The organism is Proteus sp. G2626, from assembly GCF_009915985.1.
Taxonomy (GTDB): Bacteria; Pseudomonadota; Gammaproteobacteria; order Enterobacterales; family Enterobacteriaceae; genus Proteus; species Proteus vulgaris.
Genome location: NZ_JAABNH010000009.1, coordinates 426,440 through 450,364, shown reverse-complemented (window position 1 = coordinate 450,364; position 23,925 = coordinate 426,440). Strand labels below are relative to the sequence as shown.

The window sequence follows — 23,925 nt, the reverse complement described above, 5'->3', positions numbered from 1 at the left end:
GCCTTGCGCAAGAAGAAGCACAGCGTCAAGCTGAGCTCAACGCGGAACAAGAGCGTTTAGAGGTAGCACGTCAAGAAGCAGAGCGCGCAGAGCAAGCACGTTTAGAACAAGAACGTTTAGAACAAGAAGCTGAAGCTCAACGCCTTGCGCAAGAAGAAAACGAACGCCTTGCAATTGCACAAGCTGAAGCAGAAGATATTGAATCTTTACGCGAAGAAGTACTTGCAGATAAAGTTGTTGAGCAAGAAAAACCTAAAAAAGAAGGTTTCTTTAGCAGGTTGAAAAAAGGGTTGCTGAAAACCCGCCAGAACTTAGGTTCAGGATTCCTTAGTCTATTTCGTGGTAAGAAAATCGATGATGAGCTTTTTGAAGAGTTAGAAGAGCAACTCTTAATTGCTGATGTGGGAATGGAAACCACGACTAAAATCATCACCAGCCTGACCAAACACGCAACACATAAAGATCTTAAAGATGCTGAAGCCCTTTATGGCAAATTACGTGAAGAGATGGGCGAGATCTTAACGAAAGTTGATAAACCATTAAATATTGAAGGCAAAAAACCTTTTGTTATTTTAATGGTTGGCGTTAATGGTGTGGGTAAGACTACCACAATCGGAAAATTAGCTCGGCAATACCAAGCTGAAGGTAAGTCTGTCATGTTAGCTGCGGGGGATACCTTCCGTGCAGCTGCCGTTGAGCAGCTTCAAGTTTGGGGGGAGCGCAATAATATTCCTGTTGTAGCACAACATACTGGCGCTGATCCTGCATCGGTTATTTTCGATGCAATTCAATCAGCACAAGCAAAAGGTGTCGATGTTCTTATTGCTGATACTGCAGGACGATTGCAGAATAAATCCCATTTAATGGAAGAGCTGAAAAAAATCGTTCGTGTTATGAAGAAATTAGACGAAGAAGCACCACATGAGGTGATGCTGACGTTAGATGCAAGTACCGGACAAAATGCAGTAAGCCAGGCTAAACTCTTTAATGAAACAGTTGGGTTAACTGGATTAACATTGACTAAACTCGATGGTACAGCAAAAGGAGGCGTTATTTTCTCTATTGCTGATCAGTTTAGTATTCCTATTCGTTATATTGGGGTAGGTGAAGGTATTGAAGATCTACGTCCGTTTAAGGCCGACGATTTTATTGAGGCTCTGTTTGCCCGCGAGGAGTAGTTGTAATGATCCGCTTCGAACACGTCAGCAAGGCTTATTTAGGTGGAAGACAAGCATTACAAGGCGTTGATTTCCATCTTCGTCCTGGAGAGATGGCTTTTTTAACGGGTCACTCAGGTGCCGGTAAAAGTACATTGCTTAAGTTAATTTGTGGAATAGAACGCCCTAGTGATGGCGCTATTTGGTTCGCTGGACATGATATCAGCAGACTGAAAAATAGTGAGATCCCTTTTCTGCGTCGTCAAATTGGGATGATTTTTCAAGATCACCATCTATTGATGGACAGAACGGTTTATGACAATGTCTCTCTTCCACTGATTATTGCTGGCGCAAGTGAAGAGGATATTCGACGCAGAGTTTCCGCTGCTTTAGATAAAGTTGGGCTCTTGGATAAAGCTAAAAACTATCCAATCCAACTTTCTGGTGGTGAACAACAGCGTGTGGGGATTGCGCGTGCCGTTGTGAATAAACCAACAGTCTTACTTGCGGATGAACCAACGGGTAACCTTGATGGTGAGCTTTCAGAAGGCATAATGCGTCTTTTCGAGGAGTTTAATCGTGTTGGTGTCACCGTGTTAATGGCAACACATGATATGTCTTTGATAGAACGTAGAAATTATCGCATTCTTACATTAGGGCAAGGCAGAATGGTGGGAGGGCAAAATGGCTAAAGCAAAAAGTTCCCGTAAATCAATGCCAACGCCAGGTGCAAAAACTAAGGCGCTAAAAGGGGGAAGACGAGAACAATGGCGTTATGCATGGCGTAATACCATGGCTGACTTTTTGCGCCAACCGCTTTCTTCTTTTTTAACGGTAATGGTGGTCGCCATTTCATTAACATTACCTAGTATCTTTTATATTGTATGGAAAAATGTTTCAACGGCAGCAGAGCAGTGGTATCCCACCCCACAATTAACGGTTTATCTTGATAAATCCCTCGATGATTCATTAGCTGAAGCGACTATTAAAAAAATAGAAGCTCTAGAAAAAGTGGGTGAGGTGAACTACCTTTCACGACAAGACTCGCTGGTGGAATTCCGCTCTTGGTCTGGTTTTAGTAGTGCGTTGGATATGTTAGAAGAAAATCCATTACCAGCGGTGGCGATAGTGACACCTGTCATGGATCCGAGTGATCAACAATTGATGGTGAATTTACGTGACACAGTGACAAAAATACCCGGTGTTGATGAAGTCAGAATGGATGATAGTTGGTTTGCACGGCTCTCCACGTTAACTTCATTAGTAGGACAAATTGCCTTGGTGATTGGTACATTGATGGTTGTCGCTTTGTTACTGGTGATTGGTAACAGTGTACGCCTCAATATTTTCAGTCGTCGTGATACCATTAATGTGATGAAACTTATTGGTGCAACAGACGGTTTTATTATGCGACCTTTCCTCAATTGGGGATTGCTCCTAGGCTTTATTGGTGCTGTATTTGCACTGATTTTTTCTGCTCTATTAGTGTGGAAGCTTTCTGATGTAGTCACCCAAGCTGCAACGGTGTTTGGGACTTCTTTTTCTATTTCAGGATTAGGATTTGATGAGTCAATTATTCTTATACTCGTTGCAATGACAATTGGTTGGTTTGCAGCATGGTTGACGACAATGCAACATTTGCGTCAATTCACACCTGAATAATGGATTAGTCTCTTTATATTCTAAATAATTCAAGGTACAGCTAGGCGATAAATGTGAATAAATATTGTTAACAATGCTGTATCTTGATGTTTGACCAAAATATCTTTTTTTATTAGGCTGGGCTACGTTAATATCGTCACCCAGCCATTTTATCAACGTCTTGTCTCTGGCATAATAATGCACACAATCTTTTCTAAGACGAGCTAACGGTTGTATTTGCCTCTGCATGGAAAAGTACAAAGATATGTAAACATAGATGCGAGATGAACCTTTAATCTTTATGCTGGTCAAATAGTCGTTATGATAAAAACACATCGTAAAAAAACCTAACTGACTTCCTATTTAAGCTATATTTATAAGGCTCATCTGTTTTCCCTTACAGTAATTATCTTAATTATTTATTTGATTTTTATGAGGATTTGAATGACAAAAGAAATGCAATCCTTAGCATTGGTTCCGCAAGGCAGCATCGAAGCGTATATACGTGCAGCCAATTCCTATCCGATGTTAACCGCAGAGGAAGAAAAGGAACTCGCTGAACGGCTGCATTACGAGGGTGATCTGGATGCAGCAAGAACGCTTATCCTGTCACATCTGCGCTTCGTTATTCATGTTGCTCGCAGCTATTCTGGCTACGGTTTACCCCAAGCCGATCTTATCCAAGAAGGTAATATTGGTCTGATGAAAGCGGTGCGCCGTTTTAACCCAGAAGTGGGTGTCCGACTGGTCTCTTTTGCCGTACATTGGATCAAAGCAGAAATTCATGAATATGTGCTACGTAACTGGCGTATCGTGAAGGTCGCGACCACTAAATCTCAACGTAAACTGTTTTTTAATCTGCGAAAAAATAAAAAACGTTTAGGTTGGTTTAATCAAGATGAAGTGGAATTAGTCGCAAGAGAATTGGGTGTGTCAGAAAATGATGTCCGAGAAATGGAATCACGAATGTCAGCGCAAGACATGGCATTTGATATGACTGCTGATGATAATGATGACTCACATCCTATTGCTCCAGTACTCTTCTTAGAAGATAAGTCTTCAGACTTTGCCGACGGCATTGAGGAAGATAACTGGGATAATCATGCAACGGATAAACTGACGTCAGCAATTGAAACTCTTGATGAACGTAGCCAAGATATTATTCGTGCCCGTTGGCTAGATGATGATAACAAATCGACATTGCAAGATTTGGCGACAAAATATGGTGTATCTGCTGAACGTGTTCGCCAATTAGAAAAAAATGCGATGAAGAAATTGCGTTTAGCGATTGAAGATTAATCACATTTCAGACCATGTACACGCTCTCATAAAGTAGAGTATGTTATAAAAGCGATATGAAAATATCGCTTTTTTATTGCTTGGAGAATATAACGTGAAAATAGTTATCGCCCCTGATTCATTTAAAGAAAGTTTAAGTGCGAAAGAAGTTGCAACAGCAATAAAACAGGGGTTTTCACGCTATATACCAGATGCGCAATACAGTTGTATTCCTATGGCTGATGGGGGAGAAGGTACAGTCACATCATTGGTTGATGCAACGCAAGGGCGATTAATTACTACGCCAGTTTGCTCACCTTTAGGTAAACAAGTGATAGCAACGTGGGGTATCTTAGGCGACAACACCACCGCCGTAATTGAAATGGCGCAAGCTTCCGGTCTTCATCTTATTCCTTCATCTCAACGTGATCCCAATTTAACGACCAGTTATGGTACAGGGGAATTAATTAATGTCGCACTTGAAATGGGCGTTAAAAAAATTATTTTGGGGTTAGGGGGAAGTGCAACAAATGATGCTGGTGCGGGTATGATGCAAGCACTTGGTGTTAGACTTAAAGATAAACTTGGCTCTTCTTTACCTTTCGGTGGTCAGGCATTAGCACAGCTTCATTCTATTGATGTTACAAAACTTAACCCTAAGCTTAAGCACGTTGAGATTGAGATTGCTTGTGACGTAACAAATCCGTTGTGTGGAGAAAAAGGAGCATCAGCTATTTTTGGCCCGCAAAAAGGAGCGACCAAAGGCGATATTGCGCAACTTGATAACGCTTTACACCATTTTGGTACTTATCTTGAAAAAATGACGCAACGCAGTCTTATTAATATTGCGGGAAGTGGTGCTGCTGGTGGATTGGCATTGCCATTACTTGCTTTGACGCAAGCAACGCTTTCACCAGGTGTTGAATTGGTTGCTAAGGCGGTTGAATTAGAAAAATATTTTATTGATGCTGATTTAGTGATAACAGGAGAAGGCCGAATGGATAGCCAATCGGCACAAGGTAAAACGCCAATCGGGGTTGCCCTGCTCGCCAAAAAGTATCACCTTCCTGTTATTGCTTTGGTTGGTGGCTATTTACCTGATTATGATGTAGTTCATCAGCAGGGTATTGATGCTGTTTTCTCTATTGTACCGGGGGTTTCTACACTTTCTGATGCGCTTAATAATGCGCAATATAATCTTAGTGAGACAGCTTATAATGTGGCTAGGTTTTATGCTACTTGTCATACTTCAAGTGACTACGTTTACTCGCACTAGTCACATACTTATGTATGCTTCTAGCGATTTATTCACTTGTCGCCTAGCTACACTTTGAATTATTTAGAATAAGAACATTGTCAAATAGTTAGAACATAAAGATTAGGTTGTGGTGATGGACTAAATTGATGGTGTACTAAAAAAGCATGTGCAACATCATATCCATTTTCTTCTGCGGAGAAACTTATTGCCTGCCAATGGGAAATATTAGGATATGCAGATAAACATTGTGTCAGTAAATAATGTCCAACACCTCGACGACGAGTCACTTCTCTGACCATAAAATCAGTAATAACCGCTTTTTTATCCGATAATTTAACCCAGCAAGCAGCTAATAATCGCTCATTAAATCTTGCCACAAAGAGTATATTTTCGTTGCTGATCTCATTTGTTAGAGCTGATTGATAACGTGTATCTTGCCAAATTTTGCCTAAATCAATCCGGTCTTGTTCAGAGAGCTGTGCCAGTTTTTCAATGGTTAATTTCATTAAATATCCTGTTAGTTTGCAGTTTGTTTTTTTTCTTTTAATGAAGACATTAAGGTCTTAATAGTGAAACACAATGCCAAACTCGTTAAGATCACACAAGAATAAAAGACATATTTATAGTTATTGTCAGTCACAAAATAGACTGAAATCATAGGGCCAGCCGCCATTCCACAATAACGAATAAAGTTATAAATCCCCATTGCAGTTGCCCTCATCGAGCCAAAATGACTTGCTAATAATGTAGTGTGTGTGGGCATGGTTAAGCCTAAAGAAAGCCCATATACCACAGTTAAGGCAAGCATGACAGGTAATGATATTTGCCAAAAGAGTGCAAATAACGTCAACATAACTAGGTTGATACAAGAGGTAATAATCACACCATATTCAGCACTAAATAAATGGCAAATTCTACGGTAAAGATAGCTACCTAAGACAAGTGCAATCGACATAGGCATATATAATCCACCTATTTCAGTACTGTTAAGTTGATAGAGGTGAAAGGCAATTAAGGGTAAAAAAACCAGTAGACAAAAATAGTTATAAAACACCATAAAACTCATGACAAATACAGATTTACCTTCAGGCGCTATAAGCACTTGTTGCATTGCTGATAAGCTTTTAAAAGTTTCTTTCTGTTTCGGACGTGTTTCAGGTAAATAAAAGAGATGTGTGGTCAGTAATAGGATACCGATAACAGCCAAGAAAATAAAAATACCTTGATATTGATAATGTTGTGCTAAATATCCACCTAATAAAGGGCCACAAGCCGGAGCTAGTGCTAATAGCATTTGATACGACCCCATCGCTTTAGCGCGATCGTTTCCTTGATAAAGATCGCCAAGAATAGTAGCAGCTACCACGGGAATGGCTGCAATACCGATAGCTTGGATCACACGCCAAAAAATCAATAAGCCAATAGAGTCAGACCAAACACAACCTAATGCACCCACAATAGAAACGGCTAACCCACCGAGTAAAATTGGTTTTCTTCCCCATTTATCAATCAATGAACCATAAAATAGTTGCATAACAGCCATAGCAAAAGTAAATGCAGATACCGTCAGATTAACCAGTGATAACGTGGTATTAAATTGCTGTTGGATCAAGGGAAGTACGGGGGTATAAATATTTTGTGCTAAAGAGCCTAACAGTGCGCTAAAGCAAATGAGATAAAACAAACTGCGGATTGATAATTTCATTATATTGCCTCTTATTATCTATTTTGTTTCCATGGAAACAAAATAGATAATAGCGATATTTTGATTATTGTAAATACTTTTGGTACTATTTTTTAAATATTTTTTCCAAGGAAACAAAATGGCAAAAGAGAATATAACAACACAAGACTTGTTAAACGGGTTAAGTGATTTCTTGCATCTTAAAGATGAGTATGTTGATGAGGAGCATAAAAAAGTATTAGAAGAAAAGGGGTTAGAGAATTATTCACTCACTGAATTGCATGTTATTCATTGTATTGGTGAGGAGAGCATGAGAAATCTCACAACTATCAGTGAATATATGGCAATGACTCGAGGAGCTGTCTCAAAAATTTGTAGTCGGTTACAAAAGAAAGGTGCGATTGAAAAAATAAAATTGGCCGATAATCAAAAAGAGATCTTTTTTATCTTAACCTCGGAAGGAGAACGGCTTTTTCATGCGCATGAGGTGTTACATCAGCAATCTCAAGCAAGATGGTCTGCGTTATTTGAACAATATGATCAGCATGAAAAGCGGGCGATTAAACGCTTTTTTACTGATGTTGTGGCTCACTTTCGCCATTCGTAACCGATAAGCCTGAAAAGAAAACCCCCATACCGTGGGATATAGGGGCAAGATAATTATTTCTTATCTGTAGCGATACGATTACGGATATTATCCGCGCGCTCTTTTGATGGAGGGTGAGAGTCAAACATACTTGAATCACCACCACCTAATTTAGCGAGTTTCTCAAAGCCTGTCACTAAGCCCGCAGTATTAACACCACGTTTTTTCAGCAGATCGTAAGAGAAATTATCAGCTTCTGATTCTTGATGTTGTGAGAATTGGGCGTTAACTAATTTTTGACCCATTTCCGCTAATTGAGAGCTACTTAGTTGTGCTGCAACTCCACCTGCCGATGCTGCTGCTGTACGTGCTGCGACTGTTGCATGTGCAACTTGAATGGCTTTACGAGTATGACCTAAGGCAACATGGCCCATCTCGTGACCTAAAACACCTTCGACTTCATTATCTGTCATTAGATCCATTAAACCACTGTAAACACGAACACAGCCATTAGCCATTGCCCATGCGTTCACATCTTTAGTCATGTAAACTTTGTAATTTACAGGTGTACCGTTAACTTCATTACCTAATGCTTTAGCGATGTTATTTAAGCGTTTGGTGTAGTTACTGTTTGCAGGTGCAACTTTATTTTGAGCATCCATCTCTTTACAAGCGTCATTTGTTAGCGCTTTGATATCATCATCGCTTAATGTTGCTGCTTGAAAAAGTTGAGTACCCGATTGAGTCAGCATATCGGTATTGAGGTTTTGACAACCAGAGAGTAGTGCTGCTGATACCATCACTGTAGCAAGTAATTTAATTTTCATTTTTTAATTAAGTCCTTTTCTGCTTGGCAGTTTATATAATTGCAGATCAAATTCGAGCAGAAGAATAACAGTGCTTATCTATTGGTGCAATATAGGTATTTTATGAAAAGGATATTAGATTAATATCTATTTTTTTCTTTTTGTAGCAAAAATGTATTATTTTTTCCATGCTTAATATGAGAGAAAAAAAACGGATTAATAATTTTAACTTGTTTAAAATTAAGAGAATTAATTAATAGACTCAGCTTTAGAAGATAAGCTTTATTGGTTAAATATTATATAAATCATTTAATTGTACTCACATTAAGTGTCAGTAATCTTATTTTTTATTTATTTAGAGGAAGATCAAAGGAACACTGTATTTAGAGTGATTTTTTATTTGTTTAATTCTGACAAAATTTATATTTTTGACATTTATTGCTTTGGTTTAAATAAATAGCGATGCTCAACACATCGCTATTCAGATTAAACTGAAAGTGAATAAAATGATATCAATATCTTATGAAACCATTAATTCACTGATAAGCATAAAAGGGCGATTAATGCGTTTCCCCGTTTGCTCATCAAAGAAATGTAGGTTTTCAGGATGGATCGTAAGACCTATTTTATGACCAATATTAACACCATGATCGTTCGGTGCGCGAATAACGATAGATTGTTTTTGTTTGCCACAGGTAGTGGCATAAATTAAAACATCAGCACCTAATGCTTCAATAAATTCAACCTCAACATGAAAAAGAGCATGTTGATGGCTAATGAGTAAATGCTCAGGACGCAAACCTAATTTAATGGCTTGATAAGGAAGGTGCTGAGATGAAACAGGAATATGGCCATCCGCGACTTCAATCACACCATGATTAATCGGAGTGTCTAAAATATTCATTGCAGGAGAACCCATAAAAGTGGCAACAAATACAGAGGCTGGGCTTTCGTAAATATCTAACGGGGTACCCACTTGTTCTATATTGCCTTGATTTAGCACTACCAGCTTATCGGCTAATGTCATTGCTTCAACTTGATCATGTGTCACGTAAATTGAAGTTGTTGAGAGCTTTCGTTGTAGCTTTTTAATCTCTAGGCGCATTTGTACACGTAATTTTGCATCAAGGTTAGAGAGTGGCTCATCAAATAAAAAGACTTTAGGTTTACGGACAATCGCCCGGCCCATTGCCACTCGTTGTCGTTGTCCACCGGAGAGCTCTTTGGGTTTTCTATCAAGTAAATGGCTGATTTCCAGCATTTGAGCAGCATTTGCGACGAGTTCTTCAATCTTTGCTTTTGGTGTTTTTCGATTACGCAAGCCATATGCCATGTTGTTATAAACCGACATATGAGGGTAAAGGGCATAGTTTTGAAACACCATAGCGATATCACGCTCACTGGGTTCATGTTCATTAACACGCAAATGATCAATAAGTAAATCGCCTTGTGTAATGGTTTCTAACCCTGCAATCATTCGCAGTAATGTTGATTTGCCGCAGCCACTGGGGCCGACTAATACCACCATTTCACCTTGCTCAATAGAAAGATTTAATTTTGAAATGGCTTGATGCCCATTCGGATAACGTTTCTCTAAATTAGTGAGAGTGACGGTTGTCATGTTATTTCTCCGTATCAATAAAGCCTTTTACAAAGGCTCTTTGCATCAGAATGACGATAAAGACAGGAGGCAACATCGCAATTAACGTGGTTGCCATAATTTTGTTCCATTCAATAACACCATCAGAAACCGCAACCATCTGTTTTATCCCCATCACAATAGTGTAGTAGTGGGTATCTGTTGTGATCAGCATTGGCCAAAGATATTGATTCCAGCCATAAATAAATGTGATAACAAATAGGGCGGCAATATTGGTACGTGAAAGAGGAAGTAAGATGGTGAAAAAGAATCTTATTGGGCCTGCGCCATCGATTTTAGCTGCTTCAATGAGCTCAGGAGTGATAGTAAGAAAGAATTGGCGGAATAAAAAAGTAGCGGTAGCACTGGCAATTAATGGAACTGTTAGTCCCGCATAAGAGTTCAGCATATTAAGGTTAGTGACAACCTCAAATGTTGGCATAATACGGACTTCAACAGGCAACATTAGCGTAAAAAAGATAGTCCAAAAGGCAAGCATACGACCAGGAAAGCGAAAAAATACGACAGCATAAGCCGATAAAATCGAAATCACTAATTTCCCGATGGTGATCACTAATGCCATAATTAGTGAATTCAACAACATACTGTTAATGGAAATAGCACTATTTTGTGTTGTACCTACTTGTGACAATAGTGTTTTAAAAATGCTTAAGCCTTCCGTACCGAACCAAAGGGGCGATCCTGTGGCAAACTCGGTATTTTGATGTGTTGTTGCGACAAGTGCTATCCAAACAGGGAATGCTACAGAAAGAATGCCAACAATGAGAATAAAGTGGCAAAAAGCATGAAATAAAGGTCTGCGTTCAACCATCAGTAAGCCACCTTTTTCTCAACATAACGAAATTGGATCACGGTTAATATCGCGACAATAAACATCAAAATAACGGATTGTGCTGCGGAGGAGCCTAAATCTAATCCCACAAAACCGTCGTTATAAACTTTATACACTAAAGTTGATGTGCTACTGCCAGGGCCACCTTGTGTCATGGCATGGATAATGGCGAAAGTATCAAAAAAAGCGTAGGCAAAATTCACGACCAGTAAGAAAAAAGTGGTCGGTGAAATGAGCGGGAAACTTATCGTTATAAAACGTTTAATAGGCCCGCTACCATCAATAGCGGCCGCTTCTAACAATGATTTAGGAACAGATTGTAAGGCGGCGAGGAAAAACAAAAAGTTATAGCTCACTTGTTTCCAGGTTGCTGTTAAAATCACCATCCACATAGCGTGGTGTGTATTAAGTACGGGATCCCAATTAATTCCTATTTTCTTTAATTGTTGGCTTAATACACCAATTGTGGGATCAAGCATAAATAACCAAAGGAAGCCGGCGATAACCGGCGCAATGGCGTAGGGGGAAATTAATATCGTGCGATAAAACAGCTTACCTCGTAAAATTTGTTCGGCAATGCCGGCCAACACAAGTGCAGATAGCATAGAAAGAAAGACAACACTGGTGCTAAAAATTAATGTCGTGATTAAACTGTCAAAATAGTAACGATTGCTAAATAAACGCTGAAAATTTTCGAAGCCGACAAACTCACTACTTAGGCCAAACGCATCTTCTAATTGAAATGACTGAAAGAAAGCTTGTCCTGCTGGCCAAATAAAAAAGATAAGCGTAATAGCCAATTGAGGAAAAATTAGCGCTAGAGGTAACCATTTTTGTTTAAAATAAATGGATTGAGAAGCCATACAGTATCCAGTAAATCGATAAAAACAGAAGGCGAGTTGTTAAGCTCGCCTGATAAACGTGATTATTGAGTCCGTTCAAAACGGTGTAATTGTTCATTTCCACGCTTGACAGCATTATCCAATGCAACTTGAGCGCTCTGTTTTCCTGACCATACTTTTTCTAACTCTTCATCAACAATTTCTCGTGTTTGCAGGAAATTACCGAAGCGTAATCCTTTGGAGTTTGCGGTAGGCTCTGAAGTTGTCATTTGCAAGATCGCGGTATCTGCTCCAGGGTTTTTCTGATAAAAACCTTGTTGTTGTGTCAACGCGTAAGCCGCTTTAGTGACAGGAAGGTAGCCAGTTGCTTGGTGCCAATCGGCTTGTACTTCGGGACTTGAAAGATAGGTAAAGAATTTTGCTACGCCATCATATTCTGCATCAGGACGCCCTGACATAACCCATAACGATGCGCCCCCAATAATCGTATTGGCGGGTTTTTGTACAAGTGTATCGTCATAAGGTAATTGGCTAACACCAATATCAATTCCTTTCATATTCTCTTTAATACCCGCAAAACCGGCTGATGATTCCATCACCATGGCGCATTCTTGGGTATAAAATAGAGGCATAGAGTCGGACTGGCGTCCGCCATATTTGAAAATGCCCGATTTAGACCAATCTGCCATTTGTTGAATATGCGCAACGAAAGGGGCTTTATTAAATAGGAAAGTAGTATCAAAGCCATCAAAACCATTATTTTTGGTAGCAATAGGTAAATTATTACGCGCCCCAAAGTTTTCTATTTGTGTCCATGATTGCCATGTGGTGGTAAAACCACATTTCACACCTGAGTCGAGTAATTTTTGAGACACTGTCTCCATTTCTTTCCATGTTTTAGGAGGGTGATCTACACCTGCTTTTTTAAAGAGAGCCTTGTTGTAATAAAGGACGGGGGTTGAGCTATTAAAAGGCAGTGACATCATTTTGCCATCGCTGGTGGTGTAATAGCCCGTGACTGTAGATAAATAGCTATTAGGATCAAAAGGCTCGTTGGTTTTTTCCATTAATTGGTAAACAGGAAAAACCGCTTTTTTAGCGCCCATCATGCTGGCTGTACCAACTTCAAAAACTTGGACAATAGCGGGTTGGTTTTTAGCGCGAAACGAAGCAACTGCGCTAGTCATGGTTTCGGCATAAGTGCCTTTATAAACAGGCTTTATTTCATATTCAGATTGGCTCGCATTAAAGTCAGATGCGATTTGATTAACTTTCTGACCAAGCGCACCTCCCATTGCATGCCACCATTCAATTTGTGTTTTTGCGTGTGTAGGTGAAGCAAAGAGTGTCATCGCAACAGCAAGGCCCGTTATTGATTTTATCGACATGCAGTATTTCCTTTTAAATCGAGAGTTAAAGGTGCAATCTAGTTTGCGAATTACCCTAAATGTTATTTATGACAAAGGGGTGACAATTAAATGAAGACTTATTGATGGTGTGATTGTCAAATTGCTGTCATAAATGGTTGTCATGATGTCGGCACAAATGAAAAGGAGAGAGAAATGAAAATAGCTGCTCACCGAGGCTTTTCTGGAAAAGCCCCTGAAAATACGTTAGCTGCGTTTAAAATGGCGATTGATTTTGGGTGCGAATGGATTGAGACGGATGTGCAATTAACGGCAGATTATGTTCCTGTGCTTATTCATGATAAAACGGTTAATCGCTGTACTAATGGGCAAGGTGCTGTGCGTTTTCATACCTTGGATGATCTGCATCATCTTGATGCGGGGAGTTGGTTTAGTTCGCTTTATCAAGGTGAGAAAATTCCCTCTTTAAGACAAGGATTACAGTTAATTAAGCGTTCAGGAACAAAACTGAATATCGAGCTGAAAACATGGCCAGATGATGATATTGAACGCTTATGTTTAGCGGTCTCTGACATGATAAAAAGCGCAGATATTCCAAATGAGCAAATTTTGTTTTCTTCTTTTGATACACAAGCTTTAATCGTGATGAAGCGATATCTACCTTTTATTCGAAGAGGGCAATTATGGGATGAGATCCCCGCTAATGCGTTAGAAATATTAAAAGCCATTGATGGTTTTAGTGTGCATTGTAATTACAAATACCTCACACAAGAACAAGCGCAATGGTTAAAACAGGCCGGCTATGAAATTTATTGTTATACCCCGAATGATCCTGAAGAGGTAAAAGATTTTGAGCAATGGGGTGTTGATATGTTAATTACTGATATGCCTGATGTTTATCAACAGGATATTGATGATATAGCAAAATGAAAAGGCACTAACTATCCCGCTTATTTGTATTGAATAAGGCGTGATCTGTTGGATGACGCCTTTTATCTCCTTTCTTCCTCATTCTATTTACTGAAATTAAATAAGAGAAATATTGAGTAATAGATGTTTTATTTACATTCTCTGCTATTATCCTGCGCAATTAATGAATAGATATTGTTCAATACGATAATATTTATCTCATTAAAAGATAAAAATGGGGAGCGTGGTTAACGATATGGTGACCAGATTAATCCAACTTCTGAAAGTGGAGGTGAGTTATTTCTACTTTAATTGCCAATAATATGACTGAGAGTGAAATATGAAAGAACTCGTTGTTGTTGCCATTGGAGGCAACAGTATTATTAAAGACAATGCCAGCCAGTCTATCGCTCATCAAGAACAAGCAGTACAAGAGGTTGCGGCCCATATTAGTGATATGGTGGCTGAAGGGTATAATATTGTTCTTACTCATGGTAACGGGCCACAAGTCGGGCTTGATTTACGCCGTGCGGAAGTTGCCCATGTACAAGAAGGTTTACCATTAACACCATTAGCCAATTGTGTTGCAGACACACAAGGGGGTATTGGTTATTTAATACAACAAGCGTTAACCAATCAGCTTCGTGTTCAACAAAATAAACAAGCTATTACCATTATCTCGCAAGTTGAAGTGAATAAAAACGATCCTAATTTTGTTTCTCCGACAAAACCTATCGGTGCTTTTTTTTCTGAGAAAGAAATGGTGCAATTACAACAAGAAAACCCTCAATGGCATTTTGTTGAAGATTCTGGTCGAGGATATCGCCGTGTTGTTGCCTCTCCAATTCCACAACATGTGATTGAATCTAAGGCAATTAAGTCACTATCAGAATGTGGCTATGTCGTGATTGCTGTAGGGGGGGGCGGTATTCCAGTTATCAAGAATGAACATGGTAATTACCAAAGTGTTGATGCGGTTATTGATAAAGATCTGTCCTCAACATTACTAGCAAAAGAATTACATGCAGATATTCTTATCATCACAACAGGCGTTGAAAAAGTCTGCATTCATTTCGGAAAACCAGAACAAAAAGCATTAGGTGAAACCTCGGTTGAAGAAATGACCCAATATATGCATGAGGGGCATTTTCCACCAGGCAGTATGCTTCCTAAAATCGAAGCGAGTTTGTCATTTTTAGCAGCTGGCGGGAAACGTGTGATTATCACAACGCCAGAAAAATTGGCTTCAGCCTTAAAAGGTGAAACAGGAACGCATATTGTTGCTTAATCATCTCCATTAGTCGTGTTCAATTATATCTTTGATAAGCGCCTTATCTGTAAAAAGTTAGGCGCTTATTTTATTTTTAATGGATGATTTAAATAGTGTGATTGGCAGGATAAGCTTTCGCATAATGTCGTGGATTGAGTCGTAAAAATAATCCTATCGTAATAATGACTAAAATGGCATGAAATGCCCACGCATAAGTAAAGCTTCCATCAGGTTGGCGCAATAGTACAGCAACCAATGGCCCAAATGCGGCAATAATAAAACCGCCACCTTGCATTAATGCTGATAGTGCACCAGCTTGTGCCGGATCAGGGATGTGATCGAGTGCGACGATCATCATCATGGAAAAACATCCTCCTAAGCCACAGCCTAAGAAAATACTCCAAAGATAAGGGGCACTCATAGGGATCGTCATTATTGAGCCAAATCCGATAAATTGGCTTAGTAATGTTAGCATCAGCCAAAAACGCCGATCGTGATTTTTAGCCGCTAAGAATGGAATGATTAATGCTGCCGATGCTTGAAAAAGGGAAAGAATAGCAACAAGAGAGCCACTTTGGGCACTTGGCATTCCTAGCGATTGATAAAAAGGTGCTAGCCATGTCACCACCGAAGCATATCCCGCATTAACACAACCAAATCCTAAGATAAGTAACCCTGTTCTAGGTCGCCAGATCAAGGTATTTAGTGATATTTTATTGGCAGAGGTGTTGCTATTTTTAATAGAAAAAAGAATAGCAATAAATGCAAAGCTAGCAGGAAGGGCAAACCACGCCAAAGCACTTTGCCAATGACCATTGGGGGCTGTGAGAAGAGGAGAAAGTTGTGCACCTAGTGCACCTCCTCCCATTAGCATGGCGGAATATAGCCCCATCATGACAGGTGTTCTATTTCCAAACCATCCTTTAATAATGCCAGGAAATACTGCTTGAATATAGGCGACACTTAACCCACAAAAGAGTGCAGTCAGTAATAGTTGATGGCCATCAGACACAAAAGCACGAGAAAATGAGCCGATAAGCAACATTAACATTGCGACTAAAAGCCCTTTACGTACTTGAATATAAGGTTGTAAAAAAGGAACGATTAACGCGCCTATTCCCATTAACAGCATGGGCAATAGTGTGAGTAATGAGACTTGGCTATAACTCATACCTGTTGAGGCAATAATATTATCAATAACAGGGCCAGGGCCGGTTAAAAAAGGGCGTAAGTTTATCCCGACTAAAATAATCGTCAGGACAATCTGCCATGTTTTTTTTCGTGGTAAGGCAGTCATGGTAATTCTCTGATAAACATAAATATTGTCTATTGTATAGACAATATTTGTATAAACAAATGGCAACAGTAAAGATTTTATTGCCTGATAATTAAAAGAACATTAATACAATTGATAAAATGAGATTTTTTTAAGTTGAAATTGGCATTATCGGCAGAATATTGAACTAGGCTCTGAGTGATATATTTTCGAATACCAATTTTACCAGTTATTTCTTAAGTCGTTTTATCTAGAGGGTATTTAGTTTCTTTTATATTAAGATTAGCAGGAATGTGTAAATTGGTTTACTATTCTATATAGAAAAATATAAATAACCAAGGTAAATTAATGTTGAGTATGGACGAGATTAAACAACCCTATTGGCCTACATTAAAATTGATATTAAGCTCCCTTATTGTTTTTAGTTTTTATTTAAAACAAAGTCAGTTACATGATTTTTCATTATTGATTAATGTATTCGATTTAACATTAATTCCTATGTTTGTTTTTATTATCGCTTTTATTAGCAAAAAAGGAACATGGGAAAGTTGGCGTAATAATTTATTAGCTTCCTTAGTAATTTATGGTACTTTTCAAACTATTGATATGATCCCCCTCTATTATTCAGGGCAATTTGATCTTAATACTTACCTTATTTTTCCGCAAAATGGTGTCTGGTTTTTTCTAGCTACACCAATTTGGCAAGCTTTTTTTCTACTGTTACCTTCTTATATCAAAAATAATAAACTAATATTATTATCTCTTTTGTTTGTGAGTGTACTGTTATCTTATCTAACGAAAGGTTATGAAACAAAATTATCTACCTTTTTTGCTATAGTACAATATTTCCCATTTTTTATTATTGCTTATTTGGTAGACCAACGAACTATCGCTAAAATTAAAGATAAACCTCTATTCGTGATTGTTTTATTAAGCTTACTATCACTATATATACTTTATTATTCTTCTGACATTAATTCTTTTATTATAAAGTATTTAGAGTTAAATATATTTATAGAAAATTTAATAACATATATTATCTCTTTATTGATTAGTATTATTTTAAGTGCAGGGATTATTTACATTGCACCGACAACTCCAAAATACGCCTCTCTTGGCAATAATGCGTTAGGCGTTTATTTAATTCATCCCATCATTTGCTTTATCCTCTTACAAGGGATAATGTTTTCCCATTTATCACTTACATTTCCAATGGTATTAGCTCTCACTGTTATCACCATTAGCCTGGCACTATTATTGGCATCAATTAAGATGATTCATTGGTTTATTAGTCCAACTTTTAATGCTCGATAGCCAAATCAACAAAAGAGAAGAAAATTGAAGTAGAACAATAATATTGATACAAAATTGTTAGTTACTTTCTAAAAGAAACAATATTAATTTTAGCTAAGTTCTAATATAAAAATGATGTTCTATTCAGACTGAGCTATTTACCAGTTATAGTTATAACCAACTTGCCCACCTATTTGTTGGTAATCATGTGAACCTTTTTGAACATTAAAATGAATAAATAAGCTTGATGAGTCATTCACATTTCCTTGTAAGCCTATTTTTAATTCATCAATATTTTTACCGATATCACTACTTTCTTTGTCGCCATTTAAAACCACTTCATTATCCATTCCGTTGCATAACCAGTTAGCTTCAACAAATGGTAACAACCCTTTTGGTTACTGTTTATTACCATAAAAATTATAGATGATAACTATCTTTAATAATATAAAGTCGATGAAGTTCAGGGTGCTATTTGATTGATAGAGATAAACATTGCCTTTTATTAAAGAAATGTTTATCTAAATAGAATATTGATGCTGGAATTAAAAATAATTCAATTTATGATTGGTTCTCATCTATATAACTCAATTTCCATTGTTTTATTTGGCTTTTGGGGTTAATTAATGTGAATTTATAGTGTTCAAAATGAGAAAGTACTTTTTTAAATTCAACCGTCGCTTTATCTAAATCCCATGATTTAGGGAAGTAAAAACCATCAAAAGAAATATTTTCTAATCTTGCAATAAATTGATGGATGAACTCATCAAATCCCCCATAAGTTAGTGCGATTTTTCCACTCCAATTAATGTGATAAGTGTTATCTTGTTGACGTTGAAAGTGAATTTGATGATTTTTGCATTCATCATGCCCTAATAAATAAATACTAAATGCAGAGATTTCGGTTGGCTCATCATTGTCTTCAGAATTATTTATTTGTGGTGCAGTATCAAGATTAAATTGGTATGTGATAAATTTGTCAAAATCAAAAGGAACTTCGCCTGTACTCAGTAAAATGCCTTTTTCATCTGACCAAAATGTTGAAGAGAGAGTGCAACGATGATAATTATCCCAGACGATCCTAGATTGCCAATCAACAAGGCTGGTATATTCTTCCTCATCCTCTAACTCATCTTCGTCTATATCATCAGGGTAATCCTTGCCTTCACTTAAATAGTAACTGGCACTTCTAAGATGCAGATCAAACCAAAGTTGACCATATTTATCTAATCGCCCTGACCAGACAAATTCTTCAATGTTATGAGGTTTAGGGTAAGCGCTATTAATAAAAGTAATAGTACGTAATGGTGTGGTCATGGTTTATATTCTTGTTAATGTAAGTTTGTTTACTAGGATCATAAAGTGATAAATAGTAACCTGATTATGATAAAAATAATGCTTACTCTAAAATACCATAAATTACATTGTGTAATAGACTTTAAATAAGTGAGAAAGTGATGTTAATGGCATTAAATCAACAATTACCTATTCCTTCTACAACGCATGAAAATGGGAAAGGAGAGAGATGGCCATTAATTGATGGAAAATACGTTTTTCCACAAGACTATATCGCGTTAATTACGCAATATGGCTCAGGCTTGATAGCCGATTTCATAACGTTATTTAATCCCTTTAGTAAAAACGAATATATTGAATTTTTTCAACAAAAAGAGTGGATCCTTGAAGATTTTAATTCATTAATCAATGATGATCCTGACGATTATACTTTTGTTCTGTATCCAAAACAGAATGGGCTTTTGCCTATTGGAGTGACAGATAATGGAGACACTCTTTTTTGGGTTGTTTCATCAGAAAATAGTGAGCTTTGGACAATAGCAATTATTCCATCCAGAGCCGCTGAGGTGGAATTTATTGCAGAAAATCTAACGGGATTTTTAGAAGGTGTGTTATCAAAACGAATACGTTGCCAATCATTTCCGGCGGTGTTTCCATCAGAGAATATAATGTTTATTTCGAGCAGTTGATTGGTTATTTCCCTATGGGTAACTGCGTGACAAGGTATGTTGTGGCAAGACCGATAAGGATGGAGATACTAAAGCTGATAAGCGTACCCAACATAACATATTCTGTGAGTTTTTTATCTTGATCATTTTGTAATTCGCCAAATCTAAATATAGATTTGGCTGCTAATAAAAAACCAATTGCTGCAAATTGGTTTAAAAGAATGAAGGTTAAAATAAGCATTCTTTCTAAGTAACCAATAGATTGGCCAGCAGAAACGAGAGTTGAGCCTTCTTCTGCGACAGGTGTCCATTTCTTGAGTAACATATAAATAAGGATAGAAATAGGTTTTAAAATAATGATGTAGGCAAGAATAACAATAAGATATTTATAGTTAATATTTTTAAAATTAAGGAGATGGAATATTTGCGTGTGCTGATCAACGAGTATTATCCATAAAAAGGTAATCACGAATAAATGAAGAGCTTGATCAATAATAAACCATCTTAAAGAGTTATCAGTATAAGATTTTCCAAGATCAAAAAGATAATGTGTTATTAATACAATCAAACTGTAAATGCAAATAAAGCTAAAACTTATCTCAGACATTAAAACTAGAATAATAAAAGTTATCCCACCTTGTAGTAGTGAGTGTAAGTAAAGCTCTTTAGATTTGTAATGTAGAATATTTCGCGCTTCTATCCATGCTTTCGGTTGTAAATAAAAATCAAAAGTAATATGAGCAATATAGAGAAAAATAAGAAGCGTGAAATTATACATATTAGTAAGCCTTGTTAATTAAATAATTAAAGTATTGAATATATTCATCTATTAACTGGTAGTGGCTAGCGTTTAATAATCTAGTAATATTACTTCTCGATTTTTTTAACTCATCAGCAATAGCATAGTGAGATTTATCTTTATTGACCATGTATTTAAGTAAAACTTGCGCCTGTGATCGAGTAATTTCTTTGAGTTGTATATTTAGATACTTAGTGACTAAAGTAATGTTTTGTTGGAAATCTGAGCTAGATGCCGATATTGTCAAAATTTCATTTTTCATTTTATCGAGTCCTTCACCAGACAAAATAAACGCCTCGCCAATTGAGGTTCTTACATCATTGCGCAATGAGTCAATTTTACCGATGCCAATACTTTGACGGGCACTGATTTCTATATTTGACGTTTTTAGTGCCAATTGGATAACAATAGCGACTTTGATAGCATCCGTCGCTTGCAAGCAAACAATCTGAAAAGAATCACCTCGGTATCGATCATATTTAATTGGTAACTGCGCTGAGAGTAGCTGAACTGTTTGCTCTAAAGTGTAGAGCATAAGATCATAGCTTTGGATGGGGATATTTTTAGAATCGATAATATCGCCTGTAATGACACTTACGATCTCTTTATTCATCTTTTGGCTCTTGTTATTTTGTGGGAATAGTATCATGTTACCATATTTGGTAACATGGCATTATGTTACCATATTTGGTAACACGAACATTAACGTTATAAATAAAGAGTGAAAAATTAGCAACAAAAAAGCCTTTTCTGAAAACCAGAAAAGGCTTTTTATAAAAATAGACCTAACTGACTAGGATCAGTTCATGCCGTATTTTTTCAGTTTTTTACGCAGTGTGCCGCGGTTAATGCCCATCATTTGTGCCGCACGCGTTTGGTTGCCACGGGTGTATTGCATTACCATGTCCAACAATGGCTGTTCAACTTCAGCCAATACCAGCTCATATAAGTCATTAACATCTTGACCGTTTAATTGAGCAAAATAGTTCTTCAGTGCTTGTTTAACTGAGTCACGTAAAGGTTTTTGGGTCACCTGATCTTGTGAATTTACGGTGGCAACTGTTAGTACGTCTGAATTTACGCGTTGTTCGAACATAGTTCTGTCAGCTCTTTTATTTATTTACGCAAAAAATTTTCGAAATATGCTTCCAACGCCTCCAGCTGTTCGCTGGCATCCTCTATGGCGTTGAAGGAGCGCCGAAACTGGTCATCAGGGGCATGTTCCTTGAGATACCAAGAGACATGCTTGCGTGCAATGCGAGTTCCTTTGCCTTGACCGTAAAAGTCGTGCAACTCACGCACATGCTTTTGCATTATTTGTTGTACCTCTACAATCGGTAGAGGGGGCAACAGTTCACCTGTGTCCAGATAGTGCTGGATTTCCCGAAAGATCCAGGGTCTTCCCTGAGCAGCGCGACCGATCATCAAAGCATCGGCTCCAGTGTAGTCTAATACTGCTCTGGCTTTTAGCGGGTCTGTTATGTCTCCATTCGCAATAATGGGAATAGAAACATTCTGCTTAACTGTCCGAATACTGTCGTATTCGGCTTCACCTTTGAACAAACACTCGCGTGTACGTCCATGAATAGTGAGAGCCTGAATACCACAACGTTCAGCCAATTTGGCAATCTCTACACAGTTACGTTCATCAGGTGACCAGCCAGTACGGATCTTGAGAGTAACAGGTACATCTACCGCGTTAACCACAGCAGAGAGGATCTCTGCGACAAGGTCGGGATGACGAAGTAGTGCTGAACCCGCTAGCTTTTTATTCACCTTTTTTGCAGGGCAACCCATGTTAATGTCGATAATTTGAGCGCCACTGTCTGCGTTTATTTTCGCAGCTGCCGCCATATCAACGGGATCACTTCCTGCAATTTGTACGGAGCGGATCCCTAATTCATCACTATGTACCATTCGTAACCGAGACTTGTCTGTCTGCCAAACCTGAGGGTTGGAAGACAGCATTTCAGAAACTGTCATACTCGCACCCATGTCATAGCAAAGCGACCGAAAAGGTCGGTCTGTAACGCCAGCCATAGGCGCAGCGATAAGGCAATTTTTTAACTGATACTGTCCGATTCGCATAGATGAAAAAGAGGGCCAAACTGTGACTGCAAGGGCGCGTATATTACGCATTTTTTGCCAGATATGAAAGGACAAAGTTTAACCAAATTGCGAAAAAAAGTTACTTTTTTATACTTGATTTTTTATGAACTCACTATTTAGTTAATAAAAACAATGCATTACATATTTTTAATAATTTAAAATTTGATGATACAGAATTGATAAACAAGCGAAACTAAGTAAAGTTTATCAGGCAAAAATGTGATTAATGCCTGATAAACAATAATTAAGTGAAATTTTAACGTATTGAGATTATCTCGATTTGGTTAATATTTAAACACTGTTATTTTTTCATACCGGTAATACGACACCATTCTTCTTTTTCAGCCACTGGATCTAAATGAAATAATTCTTCATAGGCAGCAACAACACCGTCGGCCTGTGTCGCTAATACGCCAGAAAGGCCAAGATGCCCTCCTTGGCGAGGCAGTGTACTGATAACTGGTGCGAGTTCACGCAGTGGACCCGCTAAAATATTTGCCACGACAACATCAGCACTGAGATTATCGGGCTGGTCTTTTGCAAGATACAGTGTGAGTGCGTCAGATACACCATTACGTTGTGCATTATCACGGCTTGCTTGGATGGCTTGCGGATCGATATCAATACCAATCGCTTTTGTTGCACCTAGCTTCAAGGCCGCAATCGCTAAAATCCCAGAGCCACAACCAAAGTCAATAACCGTTTTACCTTCTAAATCTAAGCCATCAAGCCACTGAAGGCATAATGAGGTTGTAGGGTGGGTACCTGTACCAAACGCAAGACCAGGGTCTAGCATGACGTTGACAGCGTTAGGATCAGGTACTTCTCGCCAGCTTGGGCAAATCCATAAACGTTCACCAAAGCGCATAGGGTGGAAATTATCCATCCATTCACGCTCCCAATCTTTGTCTTCAAGTTGTTCAATTTTGTGCAGGAAGCCTTGACCTAGCAGTGGCGTATTTTCTAGCATAGCCACAACGATTTTCATGTCAGTTTCTGCATCATATAAACCGATAACATCAGTATCACCCCATAGACGAGTTTCACCCGGCAAAGGTTCAAAGATAGGTGTATCGTGACTATCTTGGAATGTCACTGAAACGGCACCGCTTTCAACTAACTCATCACCAATAGCTTCTGCATTAGTGGCGGTTGCATTAAGTCTTAATTGTATCCAAGGCATAATTAATCTCT

The 23,925-nt window shown here is 38.1% G+C and carries 25 protein-coding genes; 10 read left to right on the top strand and 15 right to left on the bottom strand.

The window, feature by feature from the left end; all coding sequences use genetic code 11:
* From ftsY to GWJ05_RS06390, 5 genes are all read left to right on the top strand, one after another.
* The coding region (gene ftsY / locus GWJ05_RS06410; protein ID WP_161681193.1) for a signal recognition particle-docking protein FtsY at window positions 1–1,178 on the top strand (1,178 nt) is incomplete at its 5' end.
* 5 nt (window positions 1,179–1,183) lie between these two features.
* Entirely contained in the window at window positions 1,184–1,849 is a 666-nt protein-coding gene (gene ftsE, locus GWJ05_RS06405) for a cell division ATP-binding protein FtsE (RefSeq protein WP_023583735.1), read from the top strand.
* Window positions 1,842–2,819, top strand: coding sequence for a permease-like cell division protein FtsX (gene ftsX / locus GWJ05_RS06400; RefSeq protein ID WP_036933126.1), 978 nt, complete (start codon window positions 1,842–1,844; stop codon window positions 2,817–2,819). Before ftsE ends, ftsX begins: the two co-directional genes overlap by 8 nt.
* A 423-nt stretch (window positions 2,820–3,242) precedes the next feature.
* Window positions 3,243–4,097, top strand: coding sequence for an RNA polymerase sigma factor RpoH (gene rpoH, locus GWJ05_RS06395; protein WP_087802897.1), 855 nt, complete (start codon window positions 3,243–3,245; stop codon window positions 4,095–4,097).
* A 94-nt stretch (window positions 4,098–4,191) separates the two neighbouring features.
* Window positions 4,192–5,352 carry a glycerate kinase gene (locus GWJ05_RS06390; protein ID WP_087802899.1) on the top strand — a complete coding sequence of 387 codons (1,161 nt, stop codon included), beginning with the start codon at window positions 4,192–4,194 and terminating at the stop codon, window positions 5,350–5,352.
* Window positions 5,353–5,432: 80 nt separating this feature from the next.
* Here the strand turns inward: GWJ05_RS06390 and panM are convergent, their stop codons facing one another.
* Complete coding sequence (gene panM, locus GWJ05_RS06385) at window positions 5,433–5,840, bottom strand: aspartate 1-decarboxylase autocleavage activator PanM (RefSeq protein ID WP_036933123.1); 408 nt, start codon at window positions 5,838–5,840, stop codon at window positions 5,433–5,435.
* Window positions 5,841–5,851: 11 nt separating this feature from the next.
* Window positions 5,852–7,039 (bottom strand): MFS transporter, encoded by a 1,188-nt coding sequence (locus GWJ05_RS06380; RefSeq protein WP_087802901.1) that lies wholly within the window; start codon window positions 7,037–7,039, stop codon window positions 5,852–5,854.
* Window positions 7,040–7,157: 118 nt separating this feature from the next.
* Here GWJ05_RS06380 and GWJ05_RS06375 point away from each other — a divergent pair, with 118 nt between their 5' ends.
* Window positions 7,158–7,625 (top strand): MarR family winged helix-turn-helix transcriptional regulator, encoded by a 468-nt coding sequence (locus GWJ05_RS06375; RefSeq protein ID WP_036933121.1) that lies wholly within the window; start codon window positions 7,158–7,160, stop codon window positions 7,623–7,625.
* A 53-nt stretch (window positions 7,626–7,678) separates the two neighbouring features.
* Here the strand turns inward: GWJ05_RS06375 and GWJ05_RS06370 are convergent, their stop codons facing one another.
* The 5 genes from GWJ05_RS06370 to ugpB form a co-directional block, all read right to left on the bottom strand.
* Entirely contained in the window at window positions 7,679–8,431 is a 753-nt protein-coding gene (locus GWJ05_RS06370; RefSeq protein ID WP_036933120.1) for a M48 family metallopeptidase, read from the bottom strand.
* Window positions 8,432–8,930: 499 nt separating this feature from the next.
* Window positions 8,931–10,031: a sn-glycerol-3-phosphate ABC transporter ATP-binding protein UgpC gene (gene ugpC, locus GWJ05_RS06365; RefSeq protein ID WP_036933119.1), complete on the bottom strand. Its 1,101-nt coding sequence runs from the start codon at window positions 10,029–10,031 to the stop codon at window positions 8,931–8,933.
* Window position 10,032: 1 nt separating this feature from the next.
* Window positions 10,033–10,881, bottom strand: coding sequence for a sn-glycerol-3-phosphate ABC transporter permease UgpE (ugpE, locus tag GWJ05_RS06360; protein WP_036933117.1), 849 nt, complete (start codon window positions 10,879–10,881; stop codon window positions 10,033–10,035).
* The gene (gene ugpA, locus GWJ05_RS06355) at window positions 10,881–11,765 is read right to left on the bottom strand and encodes a sn-glycerol-3-phosphate ABC transporter permease UgpA (RefSeq protein ID WP_036933116.1); all 885 of its coding nucleotides are present in this window, start codon (window positions 11,763–11,765) and stop codon (window positions 10,881–10,883) included. Before ugpA ends, ugpE begins: the two co-directional genes overlap by 1 nt.
* A gap of 62 nt (window positions 11,766–11,827) precedes the next feature.
* The gene (gene ugpB / locus GWJ05_RS06350; RefSeq protein ID WP_161681191.1) at window positions 11,828–13,132 is read right to left on the bottom strand and encodes a sn-glycerol-3-phosphate ABC transporter substrate-binding protein UgpB; all 1,305 of its coding nucleotides are present in this window, start codon (window positions 13,130–13,132) and stop codon (window positions 11,828–11,830) included.
* A gap of 174 nt (window positions 13,133–13,306) precedes the next feature.
* On the opposite strand from ugpB, the gene GWJ05_RS06345 reads away from it, so the two are divergent.
* Window positions 13,307–14,041: a glycerophosphodiester phosphodiesterase family protein gene (locus tag GWJ05_RS06345; protein WP_036933114.1), complete on the top strand. Its 735-nt coding sequence runs from the start codon at window positions 13,307–13,309 to the stop codon at window positions 14,039–14,041.
* Between the two features lie 319 nt (window positions 14,042–14,360).
* The gene (locus GWJ05_RS06340) at window positions 14,361–15,308 is read left to right on the top strand and encodes a carbamate kinase family protein (protein WP_036933112.1); all 948 of its coding nucleotides are present in this window, start codon (window positions 14,361–14,363) and stop codon (window positions 15,306–15,308) included.
* Window positions 15,309–15,396: 88 nt separating this feature from the next.
* On the opposite strand, the gene GWJ05_RS06335 is transcribed toward GWJ05_RS06340, so the two are convergent.
* A complete protein-coding gene (locus GWJ05_RS06335) occupies window positions 15,397–16,587 on the bottom strand; it encodes a cyanate transporter (protein ID WP_036933111.1) in 1,191 nt (396 codons plus the stop codon).
* 327 nt (window positions 16,588–16,914) lie between these two features.
* Between GWJ05_RS06335 and GWJ05_RS06330 the strand changes: the two genes are divergently transcribed.
* Window positions 16,915–17,880 (top strand): acetyltransferase, encoded by a 966-nt coding sequence (locus tag GWJ05_RS06330; protein WP_161681189.1) that lies wholly within the window; start codon window positions 16,915–16,917, stop codon window positions 17,878–17,880.
* A gap of 137 nt (window positions 17,881–18,017) precedes the next feature.
* Here GWJ05_RS06330 and GWJ05_RS06325 read toward each other — a convergent pair whose 3' ends face one another.
* The gene (locus GWJ05_RS06325) at window positions 18,018–18,248 is read right to left on the bottom strand and encodes an autotransporter outer membrane beta-barrel domain-containing protein (protein ID WP_072024187.1); all 231 of its coding nucleotides are present in this window, start codon (window positions 18,246–18,248) and stop codon (window positions 18,018–18,020) included.
* Window positions 18,249–18,420: 172 nt separating this feature from the next.
* Window positions 18,421–19,176, bottom strand: coding sequence for a hypothetical protein (locus tag GWJ05_RS06320; RefSeq protein WP_036933108.1), 756 nt, complete (start codon window positions 19,174–19,176; stop codon window positions 18,421–18,423).
* A gap of 146 nt (window positions 19,177–19,322) precedes the next feature.
* Between GWJ05_RS06320 and GWJ05_RS06315 the strand changes: the two genes are divergently transcribed.
* A complete protein-coding gene (locus tag GWJ05_RS06315; RefSeq protein WP_103005003.1) occupies window positions 19,323–19,844 on the top strand; it encodes an SMI1/KNR4 family protein in 522 nt (173 codons plus the stop codon).
* 4 nt (window positions 19,845–19,848) lie between these two features.
* Here GWJ05_RS06315 and GWJ05_RS06310 read toward each other — a convergent pair whose 3' ends face one another.
* The 5 genes from GWJ05_RS06310 to prmA all read right to left on the bottom strand — a co-directional run bounded on the left by GWJ05_RS06310 (window position 19,849) and on the right by prmA (window position 23,914).
* Window positions 19,849–20,601, bottom strand: coding sequence for a DUF3307 domain-containing protein (locus tag GWJ05_RS06310; RefSeq protein ID WP_161681187.1), 753 nt, complete (start codon window positions 20,599–20,601; stop codon window positions 19,849–19,851).
* A gap of 1 nt (window position 20,602) precedes the next feature.
* Complete coding sequence (locus GWJ05_RS06305; RefSeq protein ID WP_052038408.1) at window positions 20,603–21,235, bottom strand: hypothetical protein; 633 nt, start codon at window positions 21,233–21,235, stop codon at window positions 20,603–20,605.
* A gap of 186 nt (window positions 21,236–21,421) precedes the next feature.
* On the bottom strand, window positions 21,422–21,718 hold the full coding sequence (gene fis, locus GWJ05_RS06300) for a DNA-binding transcriptional regulator Fis (RefSeq protein ID WP_004245342.1): 297 nt from the start codon (window positions 21,716–21,718) through the stop codon (window positions 21,422–21,424).
* 20 nt (window positions 21,719–21,738) lie between these two features.
* Window positions 21,739–22,710 carry a tRNA dihydrouridine synthase DusB gene (dusB, locus tag GWJ05_RS06295; protein ID WP_161681200.1) on the bottom strand — a complete coding sequence of 324 codons (972 nt, stop codon included), beginning with the start codon at window positions 22,708–22,710 and terminating at the stop codon, window positions 21,739–21,741.
* A gap of 322 nt (window positions 22,711–23,032) precedes the next feature.
* Entirely contained in the window at window positions 23,033–23,914 is an 882-nt protein-coding gene (gene prmA / locus GWJ05_RS06290; RefSeq protein ID WP_161681185.1) for a 50S ribosomal protein L11 methyltransferase, read from the bottom strand.
* Between the last annotated feature and the right edge of the window lie 11 nt (window positions 23,915–23,925).